This is a genomic window from Pseudoalteromonas sp. B62, assembly GCF_037162565.1.
Classification (GTDB): Bacteria; Pseudomonadota; Gammaproteobacteria; order Enterobacterales; family Alteromonadaceae; genus Pseudoalteromonas; species Pseudoalteromonas fuliginea.
The window spans coordinates 3,401,544-3,421,179 of sequence record NZ_JARLVB010000002.1 but is presented as its reverse complement, the minus strand read 5'-3'; the positions used below and the strand labels follow the sequence as shown (position 1 = coordinate 3,421,179).

17 protein-coding genes, 1 pseudogene and 1 riboswitch are annotated in these 19,636 nt (G+C 39.3%); of the genes and pseudogenes, 11 read left to right on the top strand and 7 right to left on the bottom strand.

Annotated features, from left to right (window positions below):
• Window positions 1-192 precede the first annotated feature (192 nt).
• Window positions 193-990: a M48 family metallopeptidase gene (locus tag P4S71_RS19905; RefSeq protein ID WP_337151373.1), complete on the top strand. Its 798-nt coding sequence runs from the start codon at window positions 193-195 to the stop codon at window positions 988-990.
• Window positions 991-1,101: 111 nt separating this feature from the next.
• On the opposite strand, the gene P4S71_RS19900 is transcribed toward P4S71_RS19905, so the two are convergent.
• From P4S71_RS19900 to P4S71_RS19890, 3 genes are all read right to left on the bottom strand, one after another.
• A complete protein-coding gene (locus P4S71_RS19900) occupies window positions 1,102-2,118 on the bottom strand; it encodes an alpha/beta fold hydrolase (protein WP_337151372.1) in 1,017 nt (338 codons plus the stop codon).
• Between the two features lie 161 nt (window positions 2,119-2,279).
• Window positions 2,280-3,068, bottom strand: a complete 789-nt coding sequence (locus P4S71_RS19895) for a nucleoside-binding outer membrane protein (protein ID WP_033028723.1) — start codon at window positions 3,066-3,068, stop codon at window positions 2,280-2,282.
• Between the two features lie 133 nt (window positions 3,069-3,201).
• Window positions 3,202-4,515 (bottom strand): Na+/H+ antiporter NhaC family protein, encoded by a 1,314-nt coding sequence (locus P4S71_RS19890; protein WP_008134735.1) that lies wholly within the window; start codon window positions 4,513-4,515, stop codon window positions 3,202-3,204.
• A gap of 350 nt (window positions 4,516-4,865) precedes the next feature.
• On the opposite strand from P4S71_RS19890, the gene dapB reads away from it, so the two are divergent.
• The 7 genes from dapB (at window position 4,866) to P4S71_RS19855 (ending at window position 13,953) form a co-directional block, all read left to right on the top strand.
• Complete coding sequence (dapB, locus tag P4S71_RS19885) at window positions 4,866-5,669, top strand: 4-hydroxy-tetrahydrodipicolinate reductase (RefSeq protein WP_337151371.1); 804 nt, start codon at window positions 4,866-4,868, stop codon at window positions 5,667-5,669.
• Window positions 5,670-6,030: 361 nt separating this feature from the next.
• Window positions 6,031-7,167 (top strand): glutamine-hydrolyzing carbamoyl-phosphate synthase small subunit, encoded by a 1,137-nt coding sequence (gene carA, locus P4S71_RS19880; RefSeq protein WP_096792860.1) that lies wholly within the window; start codon window positions 6,031-6,033, stop codon window positions 7,165-7,167.
• A 16-nt stretch (window positions 7,168-7,183) separates the two neighbouring features.
• On the top strand, window positions 7,184-10,402 hold the full coding sequence (gene carB / locus P4S71_RS19875; RefSeq protein WP_033037722.1) for a carbamoyl-phosphate synthase large subunit: 3,219 nt from the start codon (window positions 7,184-7,186) through the stop codon (window positions 10,400-10,402).
• Between the two features lie 48 nt (window positions 10,403-10,450).
• Window positions 10,451-10,927 (top strand): transcription elongation factor GreA, encoded by a 477-nt coding sequence (gene greA, locus P4S71_RS19870; protein WP_337151370.1) that lies wholly within the window; start codon window positions 10,451-10,453, stop codon window positions 10,925-10,927.
• 158 nt (window positions 10,928-11,085) lie between these two features.
• Window positions 11,086-12,144: a S66 family peptidase gene (locus tag P4S71_RS19865; protein ID WP_337151369.1), complete on the top strand. Its 1,059-nt coding sequence runs from the start codon at window positions 11,086-11,088 to the stop codon at window positions 12,142-12,144.
• A 76-nt stretch (window positions 12,145-12,220) separates the two neighbouring features.
• A riboswitch (FMN riboswitch) is annotated at window positions 12,221-12,392 on the top strand.
• A 244-nt stretch (window positions 12,393-12,636) separates the two neighbouring features.
• The gene (ribB, locus tag P4S71_RS19860) at window positions 12,637-13,290 is read left to right on the top strand and encodes a 3,4-dihydroxy-2-butanone-4-phosphate synthase (protein WP_096792862.1); all 654 of its coding nucleotides are present in this window, start codon (window positions 12,637-12,639) and stop codon (window positions 13,288-13,290) included.
• A 216-nt stretch (window positions 13,291-13,506) separates the two neighbouring features.
• A complete protein-coding gene (locus P4S71_RS19855; RefSeq protein WP_337151368.1) occupies window positions 13,507-13,953 on the top strand; it encodes a hypothetical protein in 447 nt (148 codons plus the stop codon).
• 124 nt (window positions 13,954-14,077) lie between these two features.
• Here the strand turns inward: P4S71_RS19855 and P4S71_RS19850 are convergent.
• Window positions 14,078-14,329: pseudogene (locus P4S71_RS19850) on the bottom strand (NAD(P)H-dependent oxidoreductase); the annotation flags it as partial.
• A gap of 189 nt (window positions 14,330-14,518) precedes the next feature.
• On the opposite strand from P4S71_RS19850, the gene P4S71_RS19845 reads away from it, so the two are divergent.
• A complete protein-coding gene (locus P4S71_RS19845; protein ID WP_232525520.1) occupies window positions 14,519-14,959 on the top strand; it encodes a T6SS effector amidase Tae4 family protein in 441 nt (146 codons plus the stop codon).
• Window positions 14,956-15,357: a hypothetical protein gene (locus P4S71_RS19840; RefSeq protein ID WP_096792864.1), complete on the top strand. Its 402-nt coding sequence runs from the start codon at window positions 14,956-14,958 to the stop codon at window positions 15,355-15,357. Before P4S71_RS19845 ends, P4S71_RS19840 begins: the two co-directional genes overlap by 4 nt.
• A gap of 113 nt (window positions 15,358-15,470) precedes the next feature.
• On the opposite strand, the gene P4S71_RS19835 is transcribed toward P4S71_RS19840, so the two are convergent.
• Together P4S71_RS19835 and P4S71_RS19830 are read right to left on the bottom strand one after the other, a co-directional pair.
• A complete protein-coding gene (locus P4S71_RS19835) occupies window positions 15,471-16,127 on the bottom strand; it encodes a nitroreductase family protein (protein ID WP_337151367.1) in 657 nt (218 codons plus the stop codon).
• Window positions 16,128-16,489: 362 nt separating this feature from the next.
• Entirely contained in the window at window positions 16,490-17,515 is a 1,026-nt protein-coding gene (locus P4S71_RS19830; protein ID WP_182780816.1) for a zinc-binding alcohol dehydrogenase family protein, read from the bottom strand.
• A 133-nt stretch (window positions 17,516-17,648) separates the two neighbouring features.
• Between P4S71_RS19830 and P4S71_RS19825 the strand changes: the two genes are divergently transcribed.
• Window positions 17,649-18,584: a LysR family transcriptional regulator gene (locus tag P4S71_RS19825; protein ID WP_138489302.1), complete on the top strand. Its 936-nt coding sequence runs from the start codon at window positions 17,649-17,651 to the stop codon at window positions 18,582-18,584.
• Window positions 18,585-18,638: 54 nt separating this feature from the next.
• Here the strand turns inward: P4S71_RS19825 and P4S71_RS19820 are convergent, their stop codons facing one another.
• Window positions 18,639-19,529, bottom strand: coding sequence for a dienelactone hydrolase family protein (locus tag P4S71_RS19820; RefSeq protein WP_182673502.1), 891 nt, complete (start codon window positions 19,527-19,529; stop codon window positions 18,639-18,641).
• Between the last annotated feature and the right edge of the window lie 107 nt (window positions 19,530-19,636).

Sequence of the window (19,636 nt, the reverse complement as noted above, 5' to 3'; positions counted from 1 at the left end):
AACTCAACAATCACTAAAAACAAGGACTCTAGTGTAACAGGGCATTGTATTTGGATAAACTTAGTTCGCCTGCTAAGTTTATCGTCTTATCGCATCTTGTTAATATAACGCTATATAAAGCAAATATTTTAAATTGGTACTGTGTTTGCTATTCTACAAGCAATAAAAAATTAATTGCTTAAGAGAATTACCATGAAAAAACTAGTACTTGCAGTATTAGCGACAGCCGTTTTGGCTGGTTGTAAAACGTCGCCAACAGGACGCACACAAATAGCGCTTTATTCAGACCAACAAATGAGTGAAATGGGTACTGCTAGTTTTGCTGATATGAAAAAAAACCAACCAATTAATAAAGATGCAAAAACAAATGCATATGTAAATTGCATTGCTGAAAAAGTAGTGGCTGTATTACCAAAAGAATACGCTTCGCAAAATTGGGAAGTGGTTGTATTTGAAGATGAATCTGCTAATGCTTTTGCACTACCAGGTGGTTACATTGGCGTTCATACTGGCTTATTAAAAATTGCTACTAATCAAGACCAATTAGCAACAGTACTAGGGCACGAAGTAGGGCACGTAATTGCTGAGCATTCAAATGAGCGTGTTTCACAAAGCTCTATTTTAGATACCGGTATGCAACTTGGTAGTGCAGCACTTGAAATGGGTAACATTCAATACCGTAATGAAATTATGCAGGGTCTAGGTTTGGGCGCACAGTATGGTGTTGTTTTACCATTTAGCCGCTCGCACGAATCAGAAGCTGATGAAATTGGCTTAGATTTAATGGCTGAGGCTGGCTTTAATCCACAAGAATCAGTAACTCTTTGGCAAAATATGAGTGCAGCAGGTAGTGGTAAAACACCTGAGTTTTTATCAACTCACCCTGCGCCAAGCAGTCGTATTAAAGACTTGCAAGCACAAATGAGTAAAGCACTTAGTGAGCAAAGTACTGCTAAAGCACAGGGTAAAAACCCACAATGCACACTGTAGTTAAGCGCTTTACTATTTGAAGTAGTGTACGTTTAGTATTAATGCGTAATTAAAATAAAACCCCTGTAAGTATTTTACCTACAGGGGTTTTATTTTAGTTCTTAAGCGTGGTTATTCAGCAGAAAGTGCTTGTTTAAATATATTTTTAAAGCGTTCGAAATCTTCAATGTGCGGCAGATGCCCTAAGTTATCCAGCTCGAATAATTGTGCGTTAGGGATAAGTGTTGCAGCGTGTTTGCCTAATTTATCATATCGACCAAGCTCGTAATTAACACCCTCTTTTTTCCAGTTACGGCCAGGGCCGGTTCTATCGCGTGTACCAATAATTAATTTAACAGGCACGGCAAAGTCCTTAAATTCAGTAATTACCGGTTGAGTGAAAATCATATCGTATGTTTTAGCGTTAACCCATGCCATTTGTTCTTTATCTGGGCCTTGTATTTGCCCTGTTATGAAGTCAGTTAAGGCTGAATATGTGGCATTCCACTTACCATCGTAGTAATTTTTTTGTTGATATTTTCTTACGCCTTCCGGCGTTTTTGAAAACTCATTTTTATAGAAAAAATTTGTATCTTTGTAATCAACATACTGCAAGTAGTTTTCAAGCCCAATAGGGTTTAATAAAATTAGCTTTTTAGTTGTATTTGGATACATTAATGCAAAACGACTCGCTAGCATTCCACCCATTGAGTGCCCTAATACAATCGACTCTTTTATATCAAGTGAGTCCATTAACGCATGAGTATGATGAGCAAGAGCCGCAAATGAATACTGGTAATTAGTTGGCTTAGACGACTTACCAAAACCAATTTGATCTGGAATTAATACCCCATAACCTAAAGATTGCAGATATTGCGCAGTGGTAGTCCAGTAATCTGCATTAAAGTTTTTGCCATGCATAAGTGTAACTGTTGGCATGTCGGATTTGGTTGGCTTTAAGTAAATATAGGCCATTTTTAATGATTGTTTTTGCGACTCAAGTGCAAAGTAATTTACTTTAAAATCGTATTCGTAATTAGTTAAAAGTGCATCATAAGAAAGGGCCGATGTATCTTGAGAAGTGCCAGCTAAGGCATTGTTTGTTAGTACTAATAAAGTAGAGAAACAAATAACTTTAATCGACGACATTCAGTTACTCCTATTAAAGGCGAGCGCTTGGCTTAAAAGAAGTACAACAATAACTAAGTATTTAAACCTGTTCAATTAAATGTTTTACGTGGACGAAAAGAAGCGAAGCTAAAATAAAGCTTCGCTTATTAATTACTGAGTAAAGAGCTGATTGTTAAAGCTTAAAACGTCCACTCAATATGGATTTGTGGTACCGATTCAGTGACTTCAGTACCTAGTTTATTGTGCCAGTATTGTAATTCCATACCCAACAGGAGTGTGTTTTCTTTCATTTGAAGAGCGTGGCCCATATCCCACACTAAAATAGGCTGTGCGAGTATCCAAGCTTGTACATCGTTACCAAATTCATCTTCACGTTCAGCAATGTATTCAGCGTGGCCTTTAAAGCTAAACTTTTGTGAGCCAATAGAGAAAGGATACTCAAAAGCTACATCAAGCATCCAGCTATTAGTTTCAATAGGTGCACCGCCTTTTGCTACACCTTCACTATCGTCAATGTAAGCTGTGAACAACGTTTGAAAAAAGTTAAAACCAGGTACATCCCAGCTTAATTTAACACCTGGTAGGTATTTCATTACTTTTGCATCACCAGCAACGTTAATACCGCCCGTAAGGCCAACATCTAATAATGCACCAGAGCCAATTTTTTCGCCGCTAATGGCCGATAAGCTTACCGTTGAGTACCATTCACCATAAAAATCAGCATCTTGGTAACCATCATCTATATCGTCTTTACTGTAATCGATAAAGAAGAAGTTATCGCCGTAGTCATAGCCCGATGCATGTTGAACCGAGTAAACGGTAGTATCGGACTCTTGTTTAGAAAATGGATTTTTTTGACTGCCATTATTAATGTGTAGTGCTGTACTGCTCCAATTAGCAGCAAAAGCCGACGATGATAAAGCAAGAGAAGTAAAAGTAATAAAAGGGAGTAATTTTTTAAATTTCATAACTGTTTAATAACTATAATTTTAGTGACACGCGGAAGCAGAGATTATAGCAGAAGAGATTGATTTGTTGATCGCTAATTTAACACATGTTGCAGCTTACTTTATAAGCTGCAACATGTGGAGACGCAATTTATTACGCTTTATTGCGGCGTAAGCAAATGATAGTTATTGCCGTAAATGCTAGGATAAAACAATAATAGGAAGAGGTTGATACTTCCCAAGGGCTTATTTTAAACGTAGCGCCAAGTAACAATGCTTGTGCGCCGTATGGTAAAGAACCCTGCGTTACACAAGCAAAAATATCTAGCAAACTTGCAGAGCGTTTACCGCTTATTTCACCATCATCAGCAAGCTTTTTAGCAATAGGGCCGGCCACAATAATAGATACGGTGTTATTGGCAATACAGACATTACTTGTTAAAACTAACGCAGCGATACCTAATTGATCTGCCACTTTACGGTGCCATTTTGCAATGATTTTAGTAATTGCTTGAATTTTTTGAGCAATGTAATCAAGGCCACCATTAATACGAATAAATTCAGATAAGCCACCAATAAACATTGATAGTAAAAATATTTCCTGCATATCGGTAAAGCCTTTGTAAATGTCTTTTACAAAGCTTGCGCCTTCATAACTTCCTGTAAAGCCCATTAATGCGGCAAAAATAATACCGCTAAACAACACTACAAAGACGTTCAAGCCAGCAACTGCTAGCACTAAAATAAAGGCATACGGAAGCACTAACCAAATATCGTAATCCTTGGTTTCAACAACTTGAGCAGCAGGTGTTAAATAAAACAATAAGCCAATAGTCAGTATTGCAGCAGGCACAGCAATTTTAAGATTCTCTTTAAACTTGTCTTTCATTTCACAGCCCTGCGTGCGCGTAGCTGCAATAGTGGTGTCTGAAATAATAGATAAGTTATCGCCAAACATAGCGCCAGATACAATCGTACCGGCCATTAATGCTGGATCTATACCTGTTTTAATTGATACCGCATAAGCGATAGGGCCAATGGCGCCAATCGTACCCATTGACGTACCCATTGCTGTTGATACAACCGCTGCAATTAAAAATAAACCAGGGAGTAACAACGAAGGTGGAATAAGCGATAAGCCTGCATTTACTACCGCATCTACACCACCGGTTGCACTGGCAACGGCAGAAAAAGCACCCGCAAGTAAGTATATTAAACACATGGTAATAATATTGTTGTGTCCGGCACCTTTAATAAAGGTTTCTACACATTGGTTTACCGTGCCTTTATTTAAAATAAACGCAAGCATGATGGCGGGCAATATAGCAACAGGTGCGGGTAGTTGGTAAAAAGCATAATCAACCCCTTGCGATTGCAAATACAAACCTGAGCCTAAAAATAGCGCTACAAAGGTAAGTAGGGGAAGTAAAGAAAGTATTGCTTTATTTTTGTTAAATGATGGCTGCATCATAATCCTCATAACCAGTAAAATTTATCACAGCCAAAACTCCTCTTTTAGCTGAATTTAGCAGTACAACTTTTTAAAAAAGTTGTTAGCCGCAGCGTCCGCAAGCCAAAGACCAAATCGACGCGAAAGAGAAGTTTAAATGTATAGATGGCTAAAGTAAACTGGTATTGTTATTATTATTAAATTAAAAGGTCACCTGACTATTGCATGACTTTTAGATAATATCTATAAAACAACGCGATTTTCAGCGATTAATATTTATCCAACTGCATAAAAATACCCACCTGCGTATTTTGTAATGCCCGGATATATGGCTAATAAACGGATTCAAATTAAATTAGGTAAAAACCATGACTACAAATCGAATAGGTGTTTTTGGTGCTAACGGTAGAATGGGCTTAGCTCTATTAGAAGCCGCGACAATTAAAGAACAAACACAACTTACAGGTGCATATGTTCGAAGCAGTTCATCGCTATTAGGCATTAATGTAAATCAAGTAAACAGCGCAGCCGACAGCAGTGTTAGCTTTAGCGACGAAAGTACAATAGATGATGTAGATGTTTTAATCGACTTTACGCTTCCCGCTGGTATGAAAAACCATTTAAAAACCGCTGTAGCACAAAAAATTCCTATGGTTATTGGTACAACAGGTTTAACAAATGATGATATGGCGCTATTACACGATGCCGCTAAACATATCCCTATTGTATTTGCGCGAAATTACAGCGTAGGTGTCAATGTATTACTCAACCTTGTGCAAACTGCAGCGACTAAGTTTGGTGACGATTTAGATATCGAAATATTTGAAGCGCACCACCGTCATAAAATAGATGCACCATCGGGTACCGCACTGGCAATAGGTGAGTCAATCGCGCAAGCGAAAGGCTGGGATCACGACGAGGTTGCGGTATATGACCGAAGCCAAGTAGAAACAGCTAAATCTCAAAATGAGATTGGTTATTCTGTCCTAAGAGGGGGCGATATAGTAGGTGAACATACCGCATACTTCGCTACAATGGGCGAAAGGCTTGAATTAACACATAAAGCAAGTTCGAGAATGACGTTCGCTCTAGGTGCTATAAGGGCTGCAAGCTGGTTGAAAAACAAACCTGCTGGACTTTATGATATGCAAGATGTGCTAGATCTTAAGTAGTTTAGTTACTATTTTAACTGTTTGGGTCTAATTTCACCTACAGTGACTTATTTGTAACAATTAACCAAATAATGTTAGACCTAAATAGCAACTTCATGTAATATGCAGCCAATTTGCCAAAAATTACTAAATGCGTGTTTCCAATTATACCCAAGTGGCTAGTAAATCCAGGGTTTCAGTGGGAATGAAAATAGTTTTAGGCAAGAAAAATGATTGAAGGTTGAATGCTTTACATCTGCATCATTTAAGACTGCGTAAAACAATTTAAGCTCACAAAAATCTGGTTTTGACGATCCCTCTGGGTATTGGCGGGGTGTTAAGCAATTGCTTACTCCCGTTTTTTACTGTTAGGAGGTTTAACTTGACTAAATCCGCTCTGTTAGTCCTAGAAGACGGCACAGTGTTTCGCGGTACTGCAATCGGCGCTGACGGCATGTCAGTCGGTGAAGTGGTATTCAATACGTCTATGACTGGTTATCAAGAAATTTTGACTGATCCATCATACGCGGAACAAATCGTAACTTTGACGTACCCACATATCGGTAATACGGGTACCAACAGCGAAGACGAAGAAGCGAATCAAATTTGGGCTAAAGGCCTAGTGATCCGTGATTTGCCACTGCTAGCAAGTAACTTTCGTAACGAGCAATCGTTAGATGATTACTTAAAAGAACGTAATATTTTAGGTATTGCGGACATCGACACCAGAAAGCTAACTCGAATTTTGCGTGATAAAGGCGCACAAAACGGGTGTATTGTTGCCGGTGACGAGCTAGACGAAAATAAAGCGTTACAAGCCGCGCAAGCCTTCCCAGGTTTAAAAGGCATGGATTTAGCAAAAGTTGTCTCAACCAAGGAAAATTTTGAGTGGCGCGAATCAAGCTGGACATTAGGTGAAGGATTTAAAACCCTTGACGCTGCTGATGAAAAGTTTCATGTTGTTGCCTACGACTTCGGTGTAAAACGTAATATCTTACGTATGCTTGTAGACCGTGGTTGTAAACTTACAGTAGTACCAGCGCAAACTTCAGCCGCTGACGTACTTGCTTTAAACCCTGATGGTATCTTCCTATCTAATGGCCCTGGTGACCCTGAGCCATGTACTTACGCTATTGATGCAATTAAAACCTTTTTAGAAACCGACACACCTATTTTTGGTATCTGTTTAGGTCATCAGTTATTAGCCCTTGCCTCAGGTGCTAAAACAGAAAAAATGAAATTTGGCCACCACGGCGCTAACCACCCAGTTAAAGACCTAGACCGCGATGTAGTTATGATCACAGCTCAAAACCATGGTTTTGCAGCTCAAGAATCAAGCCTACCAAGTACGCTTCGTGCCACGCATAAATCGTTATTTGATGGAACGCTTCAAGGTATTCATCGTACAGATAAACCTGCGTTTAGCTTCCAGGGTCACCCTGAAGCAAGTCCAGGTCCACACGATGCAGCACCATTATTTGACCACTTCATCGATTTGATGCAAGCGCGTAAACACTAATTTAACTGGAGTAATAATGCCAAAACGTACCGACATAAAAAGCATTCTTATCTTAGGCGCAGGCCCAATTGTAATTGGTCAAGCTTGTGAATTTGACTACTCTGGTGCTCAAGCGTGTAAAGCACTTAGAGAAGAAGGCTATAGAGTTATATTAGTTAACTCAAACCCTGCAACTATCATGACCGACCCTGAAATGGCTGATGCTACCTACATCGAACCAATTCACTGGGAAGTGGTAGAAAAAATTATTGAAAAAGAAAAGCCTGATGCAGTACTGCCTACAATGGGTGGTCAAACAGCATTAAACTGTGCACTTGATTTAGACAAGCACGGTGTATTGGCTAAGCATGGCGTTGAGCTAATTGGCGCAACGGCTGATGCAATCGACAAAGCAGAAAACCGTGAACGCTTTGACGTAGCAATGAAAAACATTGGTCTTGAATGTCCACGTGCTGAGATTGCTCACACAATGGAAGAAGCAAAAGATACAATGACCCGCATTGGCTTGCCGTGTATCATTCGTCCTTCTTTCACCATGGGTGGCACCGGTGGCGGTGTTGCTTACAACATGGAAGAGTTTGAAGAAATTTGTGAGCGCGGTTTAGACTTATCGCCAACAAACGAATTATTGATTGATGAATCACTGATTGGTTGGAAAGAGTACGAAACAGAAGTTGTACGTGATAAAAACGATAACTGTATTATTGTTTGTACCATTGAAAACTTTGACCCTATGGGTGTTCACACTGGCGATTCAATCACCGTTGCACCAGCGCAAACGTTAACCGACAAAGAATACCAAATTATGCGTAACGCCTCTATGGCGGTATTACGTGAAATTGGTGTAGAAACTGGCGGTTCTAACGTGCAGTTTGGTATTAATCCTGAAGATGGCCGTATGGTTATCATTGAGATGAACCCACGCGTATCACGCTCATCTGCACTTGCATCAAAAGCAACGGGTTTCCCAATTGCTAAAATTGCTGCAAAGCTAGCAGTAGGTTATACGCTTGATGAACTTCAAAACGACATTACTGGCGGTAAAACTCCAGCGTCTTTTGAGCCTTCAATCGATTACGTTGTAACAAAAATTCCTCGCTTTAACTTTGAAAAATTTGCCGGTGCTAACGACCGCTTAACTACGCAAATGAAATCTGTTGGCGAAGTAATGGCGATTGGTCGTAACCAACAAGAATCATTACACAAAGCATTACGTGGTCTTGAAGTGGGCGCAACAGGTTTTAACCCAATAGTTGCACTTGATGACCCTAAAGCGAAAGAAAAAATCATCCGCGAATTACGCGAGCCAGGTGCTGAGCGTATCTGGTACATTGCCGATGCAATGCGCCATGGTATGAGCGTTGATGATGTTTACGAGCTGACTAAAGTTAATCGCTGGTTCTTAGTACAAATAGAAGATATTTTAAAAGACGAAGCAAAAATTGGTGAAGTAGGTATGGCTGGTTTAAATGCCGACTTCTTACGTAAACTTAAACGCAAAGGTTTCGCAGATCCACGTATAGCTGAAATTGCTGGTGTATCTGAAGCTGAAATTCGTAAAAAACGTCACTTATTAAACATCGTGCCAGTATACAAGCGTGTTGATACGTGCGCCGCAGAATTTAGCTCAGACACAGCTTACATGTACTCATCTTACGATGAAGAGTGTGAAGCAAACCCAACAGATAAAGACAAAATCATGGTTATTGGTGGCGGGCCTAACCGTATCGGCCAAGGTATTGAATTTGATTACTGTTGTGTACATGCCTCGCTTGCGCTTCGCGAAGACGGCTATGAAACCATTATGGTTAACTGTAACCCTGAAACAGTATCTACCGATTACGATACATCAGACAGATTATACTTCGAACCAATTACACTTGAAGACGTACTTGAAATTGTACGTGTTGAAAAGCCTAAAGGCGTTATCGTGCAGTACGGTGGTCAAACACCACTTAAATTAGCACGTGAGCTTGAAGCTAATGGTGTGCCAGTAATAGGTACTTCACCAGATGCGATTGACCGTGCAGAGGACCGCGAACGCTTCCAACAACTTGTTGAGCGTTTAAATTTACTTCAGCCAGAAAACGCAACAGTAACTTCAACTGAAGAAGCACTACTTAAATCAGTTGAGATTGGCTTCCCATTAGTTGTACGCCCGTCGTATGTACTAGGCGGTCGTGCAATGGAAATTGTATACGACGAAGATGATTTACGTCGCTACATGACCGAAGCGGTACAAGCATCAAACGAAGCACCTGTATTACTGGACCGTTTCTTAGATAATGCGATTGAAGTTGACGTTGACGCAATTTGCGACGGCGAGCAAGTAATCATCGGCGGTATCATGGAGCACATTGAGCAAGCGGGTGTTCACTCGGGTGACTCAGCCTGTTCATTACCTGCGCATTCTTTATCACAAGAAGTGCAAGACGTAATGCGCAAGCAAGTAACCGACATGGCGCTTGAGCTTGGTGTTGTAGGTTTGATGAATACACAGTTTGCCGTAAAAGATGGCAAAGTGTACTTAATTGAAGTCAACCCGCGTGCCGCACGTACGGTACCGTTTGTATCTAAAGCTACCGGTGTGGCGCTTGCAAAAGTAGCTGCTCGTTGTATGGCGGGTCAGTCTTTAGCAAGCCAAGGTATTACTAAAGAAGTGATCCCTCCTTACTACAGCGTCAAAGAAGTTGTTTTACCATTTGCTAAGTTTCAGGGTGTGGATCCAATCCGTGGTCCTGAGATGCGTTCAACAGGCGAAGTGATGGGTGTTGGTGATACTTTCGCCGAAGCATTCGCAAAAGCACAATTAGGTGCAAGCAACACTTTACCACGCGGTGGTCGCGCGCTATTATCTGTTCGTAATAGCGATAAGCCACGTATTGTTGAATTAGCCAAAATCATGACCGACTTAGGTTTTGAACTTGACGCAACTGGTGGCACGGCACACGCTCTTGAAGAAGCTGGCATTGAAGTACGACGTGTAAACAAAGTATATGAAGGCCGCCCGCATATTCTTGATTATATCAAGAATAAAGAGTACAGCTATATCGTTAATACCACCGAAGGTCGCCAAGCGATCGAAGATTCGAAGGTGTTACGTCGTGGTGCATTGCAAAATAAAACCAACTATACGACAACCTTGAACGCGGCTTTTGCTAACTGTACTGCTAACAAAGCAGATGACCGTAGTAAAGTAACGTCAGTTCAAGAGCTACACCTGCGATTGAACTAAGGAAATGTGCCAAGGCCAACTAGGGCCTTGGTGTTAAGTGAGAAAAGTATGCAATCAATTCCGATGACAGTTCGTGGCGCAGATTTACTGCGCAAAGAGCTTAACGAATTAAAAACAGTTACCCGTCCAAAAATTATCGCCGACATTGCTGTTGCGCGTGAACACGGTGACTTAAAAGAAAACGCTGAGTACCACGCTGCACGTGAGCAACAGGGTTTTTGTGAAGGTCGTATTCAAGAAATTGAAGCTAAACTTTCAAATGTTCAGATAATCGACGTAACTAAAATGCCAAATACGGGCAAAGTTATTTTTGGTACTACCGTAACTATAGTAAATGTAGATACGGATACTGAAGTAAAATACCGTATTGTAGGCGATGATGAAGCAGATATTAAAAACAACTTAATTTCTGTTAATTCACCGATTGCACGTGGCTTAATTGGTAAACAAGTAGACGATGCAGTGTCTATCCAAACGCCAAAAGGTATCGTTGAGTACGAAATCATTGAAGTTGAGTATCTTTAACGCATAACTCACTTTAACGTTTTAAATAAAAACCGATGTATTTACATCGGTTTTTTTATGCCTTAAATAAATCACTATACTGATAAGGGTGTTCATATTGCATAAAGAGTGAGCATGATGATATAGGTACATAATCACTTCATTAAAAGGAACACTCAATGGCTAATATACTTTACCCAGCGCCTTTGAAAGTAGGCTCTAAAATTGCTATTTGCTCGCTTTCATCTGGGCTAAAAGAAAAGTATCACGGACGCTTAGATATTGTTATAAATGGACTAAAACAACGAGGGTATGATGTTGTTGAAGGCGAGTTTTTACGTCAAAACAAACCACGCGAACAGCTTAATGCTAAAGCGCATGCTAAGCAGCTAATGGGTTTTTTATTAGATGATGAAATAGATGCGATTATGCCGCCAATGGGTGGTGAGCTGGCAATGGAAATACTGCCACTACTTGATTTTAACGCCATTAAAGAAGCAAAGCCTAAGTGGTTAGTTGGTTTTTCTGATGTGAGTACTATTGCATGTGCACTCACTGCTAAGTGCCAATGGGCAACCCTTCACAGCGCCAATCTTATGCAGTTACACCCAGATGAAAAAAATCCGTATAGCTTACAAATATTTGAAACTCTGACCTACGAAGCCGGTAGTAAATTTGAGCAAGGTCCTTCTTCTTTATACCAAAAAAATAAGCCTAATTACGCGCAAAACCCGAACGAATTACTCAGCCCGAGTGAGCCTACAAACTGGCAATGTTTAAACTACACAGATAAACGTACCATAGAAATGTCTGGTCGGTTATTTGGTGGGTGTTTAGATACCGTAGGTTTATTGCTTGACTCGCCATTTTTAGCGCTGCATGAGTTTAAGACGCACAGTGCGCCCGAAGGGCTTATTTTATACCTCGAAAACTCAGAACTTACACCAACAACCGTTGCACGATTTTTACTGTCATTAAAATTAGCCGGAATATTTGATGATATCAATGGCTTGGTTTTAGGGCGAAGTGAAATAACACAAGGTCATTACGATGCCTTTGATTATCGCCATGCGTTAGATGTAGCGCTAGGTGGGTGTTTATTTCCTGTAATTTTTGATGCCGATATAGGGCACGTTCAACCTAACTTAAATTTGGTCAATGGTGCTACCTGTACGCTAGTTGCTGATATAAACGAAGGTATAGTAGATCGCGCATCGTTAAATATTCAACTTTCGTAGTTTTTATTGTATTTAGTTTTGAAAAACAAATAAATACAAGCGTATAATATGCCTACACTAAGTGCTAATGCTTACTGTAAATTCTCAGGGCGGGGTGAAATTCCCCACCGGCGGTATGTTTAATGTTTTTTATGACTTAAACGAGCCCGCGAGCGCTTTATTTAACTTATTTTAGGTTAAGTAAAGGTCAAGCAGATCTGGTGAGATGCCAGAGCCGACGGTTACAGTCCGGATGAAAGAGAATATGGCTTATTGTACTAATACCAATTTTATTAAAGACACGATCATTGTATCGCGTTAAGTGAGCTGTTTTTTTGCGCTATAATTAATCACTAATTTAATGCAGTTGGTATAACACTGTGCGCTGCATTTTGCTGCGTGCTTTTTGTTATTCTATTTAAGCTATTTTGGTAGTGTTCGCTTTAAATTTAAGTGATGTATTACTGATCCTTTCACAGTCCTGAATCTATTATTTTTAATTGGAATATAATGATGATTCAGTCTCTACTTACTCAATTCGGCGAAAGCCATACCCGCGTACAAAGCGCAATCACTGCACTACAGCAAGGCCAAGGCGTACTTGTTGTTGATGATGAAAACCGTGAAAATGAAGGCGACTTTGTTTTTTCAGCTGAGCATTTAACGACTTCTCAAATGGCCGAGATGATCCGCGAAGGCAGCGGCATTGTTTGCTTATGCATGGGGGAGGAGCGCATTAAACAGCTCGATTTACCGCAAATGGTAGCTAACAATACGAGTCAAAATAACACCGCTTATACAGTCACTATTGAAGCTAAACATGGCGTTACAACAGGTGTGTCTGCTGCTGATAGAGTAACTACTATAAAAGCAGCGACAGCCGATAATGCAAAACCAAGTGATTTATCGCGCCCAGGGCATGTGTTTGGTTTAAAAGCACAAACGGGTGGCGTATTAGTGCGTCGCGGTCATACCGAAGCATCAGTTGATTTAATGCAACTTGCCGGCTTAAAACCATTTGGCGTAATTTGCGAACTTACTAATCCCGATGGTTCAATGGCGCGCTTACCTGAAGTGAGTGATTATGCTAATAAGCATAATATGACCGTGGTTTCTATTGAAGATCTCGTGCAATACATTCAAGCTGCGCAGCTTAAAGTAGGTTAAATTACTATTTTATCAGCCTTAGATATATTAAAAGCACGCACCTGTTGCGTGTTTTTATGGGCCTAACTTGCTCTTAAAATATAATAATCACTTGTTTTTATTTACGTTATTTAAGAAGCTTAGCGAAGGAATTGCACTTTCTGTAGCCGCTACATACAGTACTCTATAAGGAATTACCCCATTAAAATAGATTATTCTAACTATACACTTGAAGAATTGTTCGATGTAAAAGCTAATATAGATAAAGATAAATACACTGAGAATTTCAATGCATTAATGGCTGAATTTTTAAAAAGAGAAAACGAATTAAAACACTATAATGATGCGATAGAAAAAGAGGCTGAGGCTAAAAAAATATTACGAATGACCAGCTGCTCTAATAAAAGAATAGCGGGTGTGTTTTTATTTGGTTTGTGTATCAGTTTACCCTTATTGTTGTTCGCTGAACTGTCGATTTTAAGCACGATTAATCAATTTTACAGCGTGGTACTTTTACTTATGGTGGGGTTACCTTTATTGCATTCTTTTCGTTATGGCTGGACACTATCTAAATACGGTATAGTGACTGTAACCGACGATGTGTTTTCCTTCACTGTAATGCAATTTTTTTATAGCTGTACTTTTTGTTCAATACTTTTGCTTACCATATTAAGGTGGCCTTAACAGTTACTGCAGCACATTAGTACAGAGTAATATGCTTGGATCCTTTACTGAATATGAGTTGTATTTATAAATGTATAAGCGAAAAAATAGCAGCTGATATAAACCAGCTGCTTGGTTTGAAAAATTATAAAACTTGAATAACTTGCTCTTTAGCTAAACGTGATTTAGGTAATTTGGCATTATAATCTTCTGCGTCATCATGGTAGCCAAGCACTAAAGCTACATCACAAATGTAACCATCTATCTCTTTTTCAAAAACTTCGCCAATCAGCTCGGCATCTACGCCTTCCATTGGAGTTGAATCAATCCCTAAGCGTTCTGCTGTATGCATTGTATTACCAAGCGCTATGTAAGTTTGTGCTTTAGTCCACCTCGAATAATTGTTATTTTTTAAGAAAACTTCCAGACTTTATTTGAGAGGCTAATTAAAGTGTGTGACATTACATGTTAACTGTCAGTGCTAACGTTATAGTATAAGTGAAAGATAGTACGGCTTATTTTGCTTTTGTAAGCGAGTTAATGCCATGCTATATTGACGTTAACTTATATAAAAGGAATTAATAATATGATCGTTAAATTTAATAAACTTTGGTCTAATCATCCATATCCTGACGCACCTTGTGATAAATCTCTGTTTGGAAATCAATGCGCTATTCGCATGGGGGTTGCGCTAGAAAAGTCAGGAATAGATACTTCGTCTTTTGATAGTATGTATCCTCAACGCCGGTGCTACCCTGGTTTAAAGCATAGTCCTAGACATATCTTGGCAGCTCAGGAGCTTGCAAATTGGATTGACTCTCCTCGTAGCACTGCATTTGGTACTAAAAAAGTAATTAAAGGGGGCGCTTTATCCAAGTTGAAAGATAAAAAAGGAATTATATTTATAATGAATGGCTGGGGTAATACTGATCACATTGACTTGTGGGATGGGGAGTACCTAAAGGGTGGTAACACAGATTGGCTGAATTTAGGTGATGAGATCTGGTTTTGGGAAATTTTAGTATGAGAAATAAATTAACATTTAGCTCTATGTTACTTTTATTTTCTTGTTCAAATATAAACGCTGGCATACTTTTAGATGCTGAAATTTGCGAAGTTTCAATGGACAATAATAGTGAAAAACTACAGTTGTCACCTCCATGCTCATTAGTCAAAACTGAAAATGGCAAGAAAAATTTTTTTCAATTTAATGAAAGTAAAATTTATATTATTTCTGGAGCCCCGGCTAAATTAGAGAAATTAAAAAGATGGTCAGTAAAAGAGAGTGATAGATGTTCACTGGAATATCAGGCTGTTATAGTCGTTAGTAATAAATTTTCTCTATCTAAACTGAAAGATAAAGGTTTAGTGTGTCCTGATATTGGTTTAGATGAAAAGTTTTATCAACAATTTGTCCAATATTAATCTATGAAAGAGTAGTACAGTTTTCTCGCTTACTCCATATACCTTACGGATTATAAAAAACCACTTATTATAATAAGTGGTTTAATTGAAAACTGTTATTAATATAGTATTACTTATAAAACCTGAATAACTTGCTCTTTAGCCAAGCGAGATTTAGGTAGCTTAGCATTATAATCTTCAGCGCTATCGTGATAGCCAAGTACTAATGCGACGTCGCATACGTAACCATCAAGTTCTTTTTCAAAGACTTCGCCAATCAGCTCGGCATCTACGCCTTCCATTGGAGTTGAATCAATGCCTAAACGTGCAGCGGCATGCATAGTGTTACCCAGTGCAATGTAAGTTTGTGCTTTAGTCCACTCTTCATTAACGCCTTGCTCATCAGTATTCATATCAACAAACGCATAAGCACCAAAAGCTTGTTCGCGATTTTCTGCTTTAGTACGGCCATTTTTAATATCTGCATCAATAACTTGTGCGTAGTCATCGCGGGTATATTTAGGATTGTGAGCGAATAATATTATATGCGAAGCTGTTTTAATATGTGGCTGGTTAAACGCAAATTTATTAGTAAATGTACTATGCATACGCTCTTTAGCCTCATCTGATTCAATTACGATGAATTTCCAAGGCTGCGAGTTAATAGATGATGGAGATAGGCGCATAGCTTCGTAAATAACGGCTAAATCGTCTTGAGATACACGTTTCGTTGCATCGTAACGTTTTGCTGTGTAACGCTTTTCTAAGTCATTAATAATAGGGTGAGTCATTAGTTTCTCCATTGAATAGGTGTTTTACCAGTATTTACTATGTTGAGTCAGTTTTAGTAAAAACAAACCCTTTTAAAAATTTATTACAAAAATAATATCGTGTTTTTAAATCACTCTACTTATTTAATTCAATTGATATCTACGTAAAGTAAGGCCTATCAATATAGCTAGGTACGGATAGTAGTGGGTTATTACAATATGATAAACAGGTATATGGTTGAATCATTATCAAATATTATTAGGTAATAGTTTCTTTAATAAATATAAATACAGCCATAGCCACCCCGAAATATTGGCTGAAGACACCAATTACATTGGTGCCTTCAATTAATTCAGGCAGCGCGTATTTAGTATTTATGGAATTAAAAATCTTCCAACACTATTTTTCCAATAGAGCGACCTTCTTCAAGTTCTGCGTGTGCAATACGCAGGTTAGCCGCATTTATAACGCCTAAATTTTTACCAATCGTTGTTTGAATATGGCCCTGATCAATTAACTCAGCAACATGATTTAATAACTTGCTTTGCTCAATTAAATCTTTGGCATTAAACATTGAGCGGGCAAACATAAATTCCCAATGTAGCGATAAGCTCTTCATTTTTAATTTACTAACATCTAATGACTCAGGATCGTCAATCATTGCAATTTTACCAAAGGGTGCAAGTACCTCTGTATACGCTTCAAAATAAGTATCAGTACTGTGCAGACTTGCTACATGTGTTACCGAGCCAATGTTTAATGCATCAATTTGAGCGGGTAATGGTTTTGTATGATCAACAACATAATCTGCGCCTAGTTTTTTAACCCATGCTTGTGAGCTTTCACGCGATGCAGTGGCAATCACAGTTGCGCCAGTAATCGCTTTAGCAAGCTGGATAAAAATAGAACCAACGCCGCCTGCGGCACCTGTTACTAAAATAACTTCGTCTGATTTTGTTGTTGAATCAGCTGCTTGTTTTACAATGTTTAAATGCTCAAATAATAATTCGTACGCTGTTATTGCAGTAAGGGGTAATGCAGCAGCTTCAGCATCGTTTAAGCTTTGTGGTTTGAACCCTACAATGCGCTCATCCACTAATTGAAATTCTGCATTACTACCTGGGCGGGTAATATCACCTGCGTAGTAAACAGCATCGCCAGGTTTAAATGCCGTTACAGCATCGCCGGTGGCAACAACTTCACCAACGGCATCCCAACCAATAACTTTTACTTCACCATCAGCAGGGGGCATAGATGCACGCACTTTGTAATCTGCTGGGTTAACTGCAATAGCTTTAACTTTAATTAATAAATCGCGACCTGTTGCAACTGGCTGTGGTAATTCAACATCAATTAACGATTCAGGATTAGAAACAGGAAGAGATTTTTTATAACCAATGGCTTTCATAATAAGTGTCCTAATTTGTTTACATATAAGGTGCAAGCCATGCTTTGGCTAGCTGATGGATATATAGTAGACCTTGCTTTAATATAGATAAACCGCATAATTGTTGAATCATTATCAAATATAAATAGATAATATGAACATAGAAGATTTAAAACTTATTTTAAAAGTAGCTGAGTTTAGAAGTATTACGCTCGCAGCTGCTAAGTTAGATATGCGTACAGCCACAGCAAGCGCTGCTATTAAACGTGTTGAGGCAGCCCTTGGTAGCGAGCTGTTTGTTCGTACAACACGTCATTTAAGGTTGTCGGCTGCTGGGGAGCGCTACATACCACAATGTGAGCAGGCTTTAGCTGTACTTGAGCTTGCAAAGCAAAATCTAAAAGGTGAGCACGACGAAATAGAAGGGGAGTTACGCGTTGCCCTTTCATCTGATTTAGGCCGTAACTTAGTGATCCCATGGATTGATGAACTCATGGACACTTATCCAAAGCTAAGTTTAAGAACGCATATAAGTGATAGTAATATCGACTTTTACCGTGACTCAGTTGATATAGCGCTTCGTTATGGCTCGCCTAATGATGCTAGCGTTTATGGATTCAAAATTTGTAACGTACCGCGCTTGTTATGTGCAACTGACGAATATCTCTTACAAAACGGGGCTCCCATGCATCCCGATGATTTAGCGTCGCATCAAGGTTTGTTTTATCAATTGCAGGATATTATAAATAATACGTGGGAATTCACCGATGGTGAGTCAAAATATAAAGTTAAAATGAATGGCAGGCGCGCCTCAAACGATGGCGATTTAGTAAGGCGCTGGTGCGTTGCGGGTAAAGGCTTGGCTGTAAAATCAGCCCTTGATATAGCCGATGATTTACTCAATGACAGGGTGGTTACTGTAATGCAAGATTATCAACATGTTAATGGTGAACTTTGGCTTATTTGCCCAAGTAGGCAGTCAATAACCCCAGCGGTGCGTTTACTACGTGATGCATGCAGAGCAAAATCCCAAGCTATTTTGCAGCAGTTGGTCAATAAAGGAATTATTGATAAAAGCGTACTGAGCTAATTAGTCTACTTAATAATGCCACCGGCTTAGAGCTGGTGGCATTTATCGTATTCGTTAACTTAGCTTTTTATTAAAAAACTCAACGGTACGTTGCCATGCAAGCTCGGCATTGTCTTTATCATATCGACCTGTAGAGTCGTTATGAAAACCATGATTTGCCCCTTTATACATATGCATAGTGTATTCAACATTATTAGCTTTTAAATCTTGTTCGTACTGTGGCCACGACGCGTTTACACGTTTATCCAGCTCGCCTAATTGAATCATTAACGGTGCTTTAATATTTTTACGTAAACTTTCACTGGCGGGAGTGCCGTAAAAAGGCACGCCAGCGCTGATTAAATTACTATCTACTGCCGCTAAATAATTAACAATGTAGCCACCAAAACAAAAACCGACAGCGCCTAACTTACCGTTACTGTTAGCATGTGATTTTAAAAAGTGCGCTGCGGCAACAAAATCGTTTTGAATTTTAGCGCGATCCATGGTTTTTTGCATAGCGCGTCCTTCATCATCATTACCAGGGTAACCACCCAGAGGAAAAAGCGCATCGGGTGCAAATGCAATAAAGCCTACCTTCGCTAAGCGTCTTGCTACATCCTTTACGTACGGGTTCAAACCACGGTTTTCGTGTATCACGAGTACAACAGGGAGCTTACCTTCTATGTTTTTAGGGGTTGCTAAGTAACCTTTGCCTTTACCGTGCCCGTCTGGCGAATCGAATTCTTCGTACGTTGCTGTTATATCGACGTCATTAAACGACACTTGTTCAGCCAATGCGTAATTAGGTAATAATGCTGATGTAAGTACAGCCATCGAAAAGCCAAGAGCAGCAAGGCCACCGAGTTTCTTCATAAAAGTACGTCGGTCCATTAAACCGTGGGCGTATTCGTCATACCAATCAAAGGCTTCTTGAGGAATGTGATCAGAGGGAGATGTATTCATGGCTGTTCCTTAACTTTATTATGTCTATTTATTATTTAAATACCATAACGTATTAGGGATAAAAAACGAGCAATATTTCTCTCAATTATTAGGATTGTTAATAAATC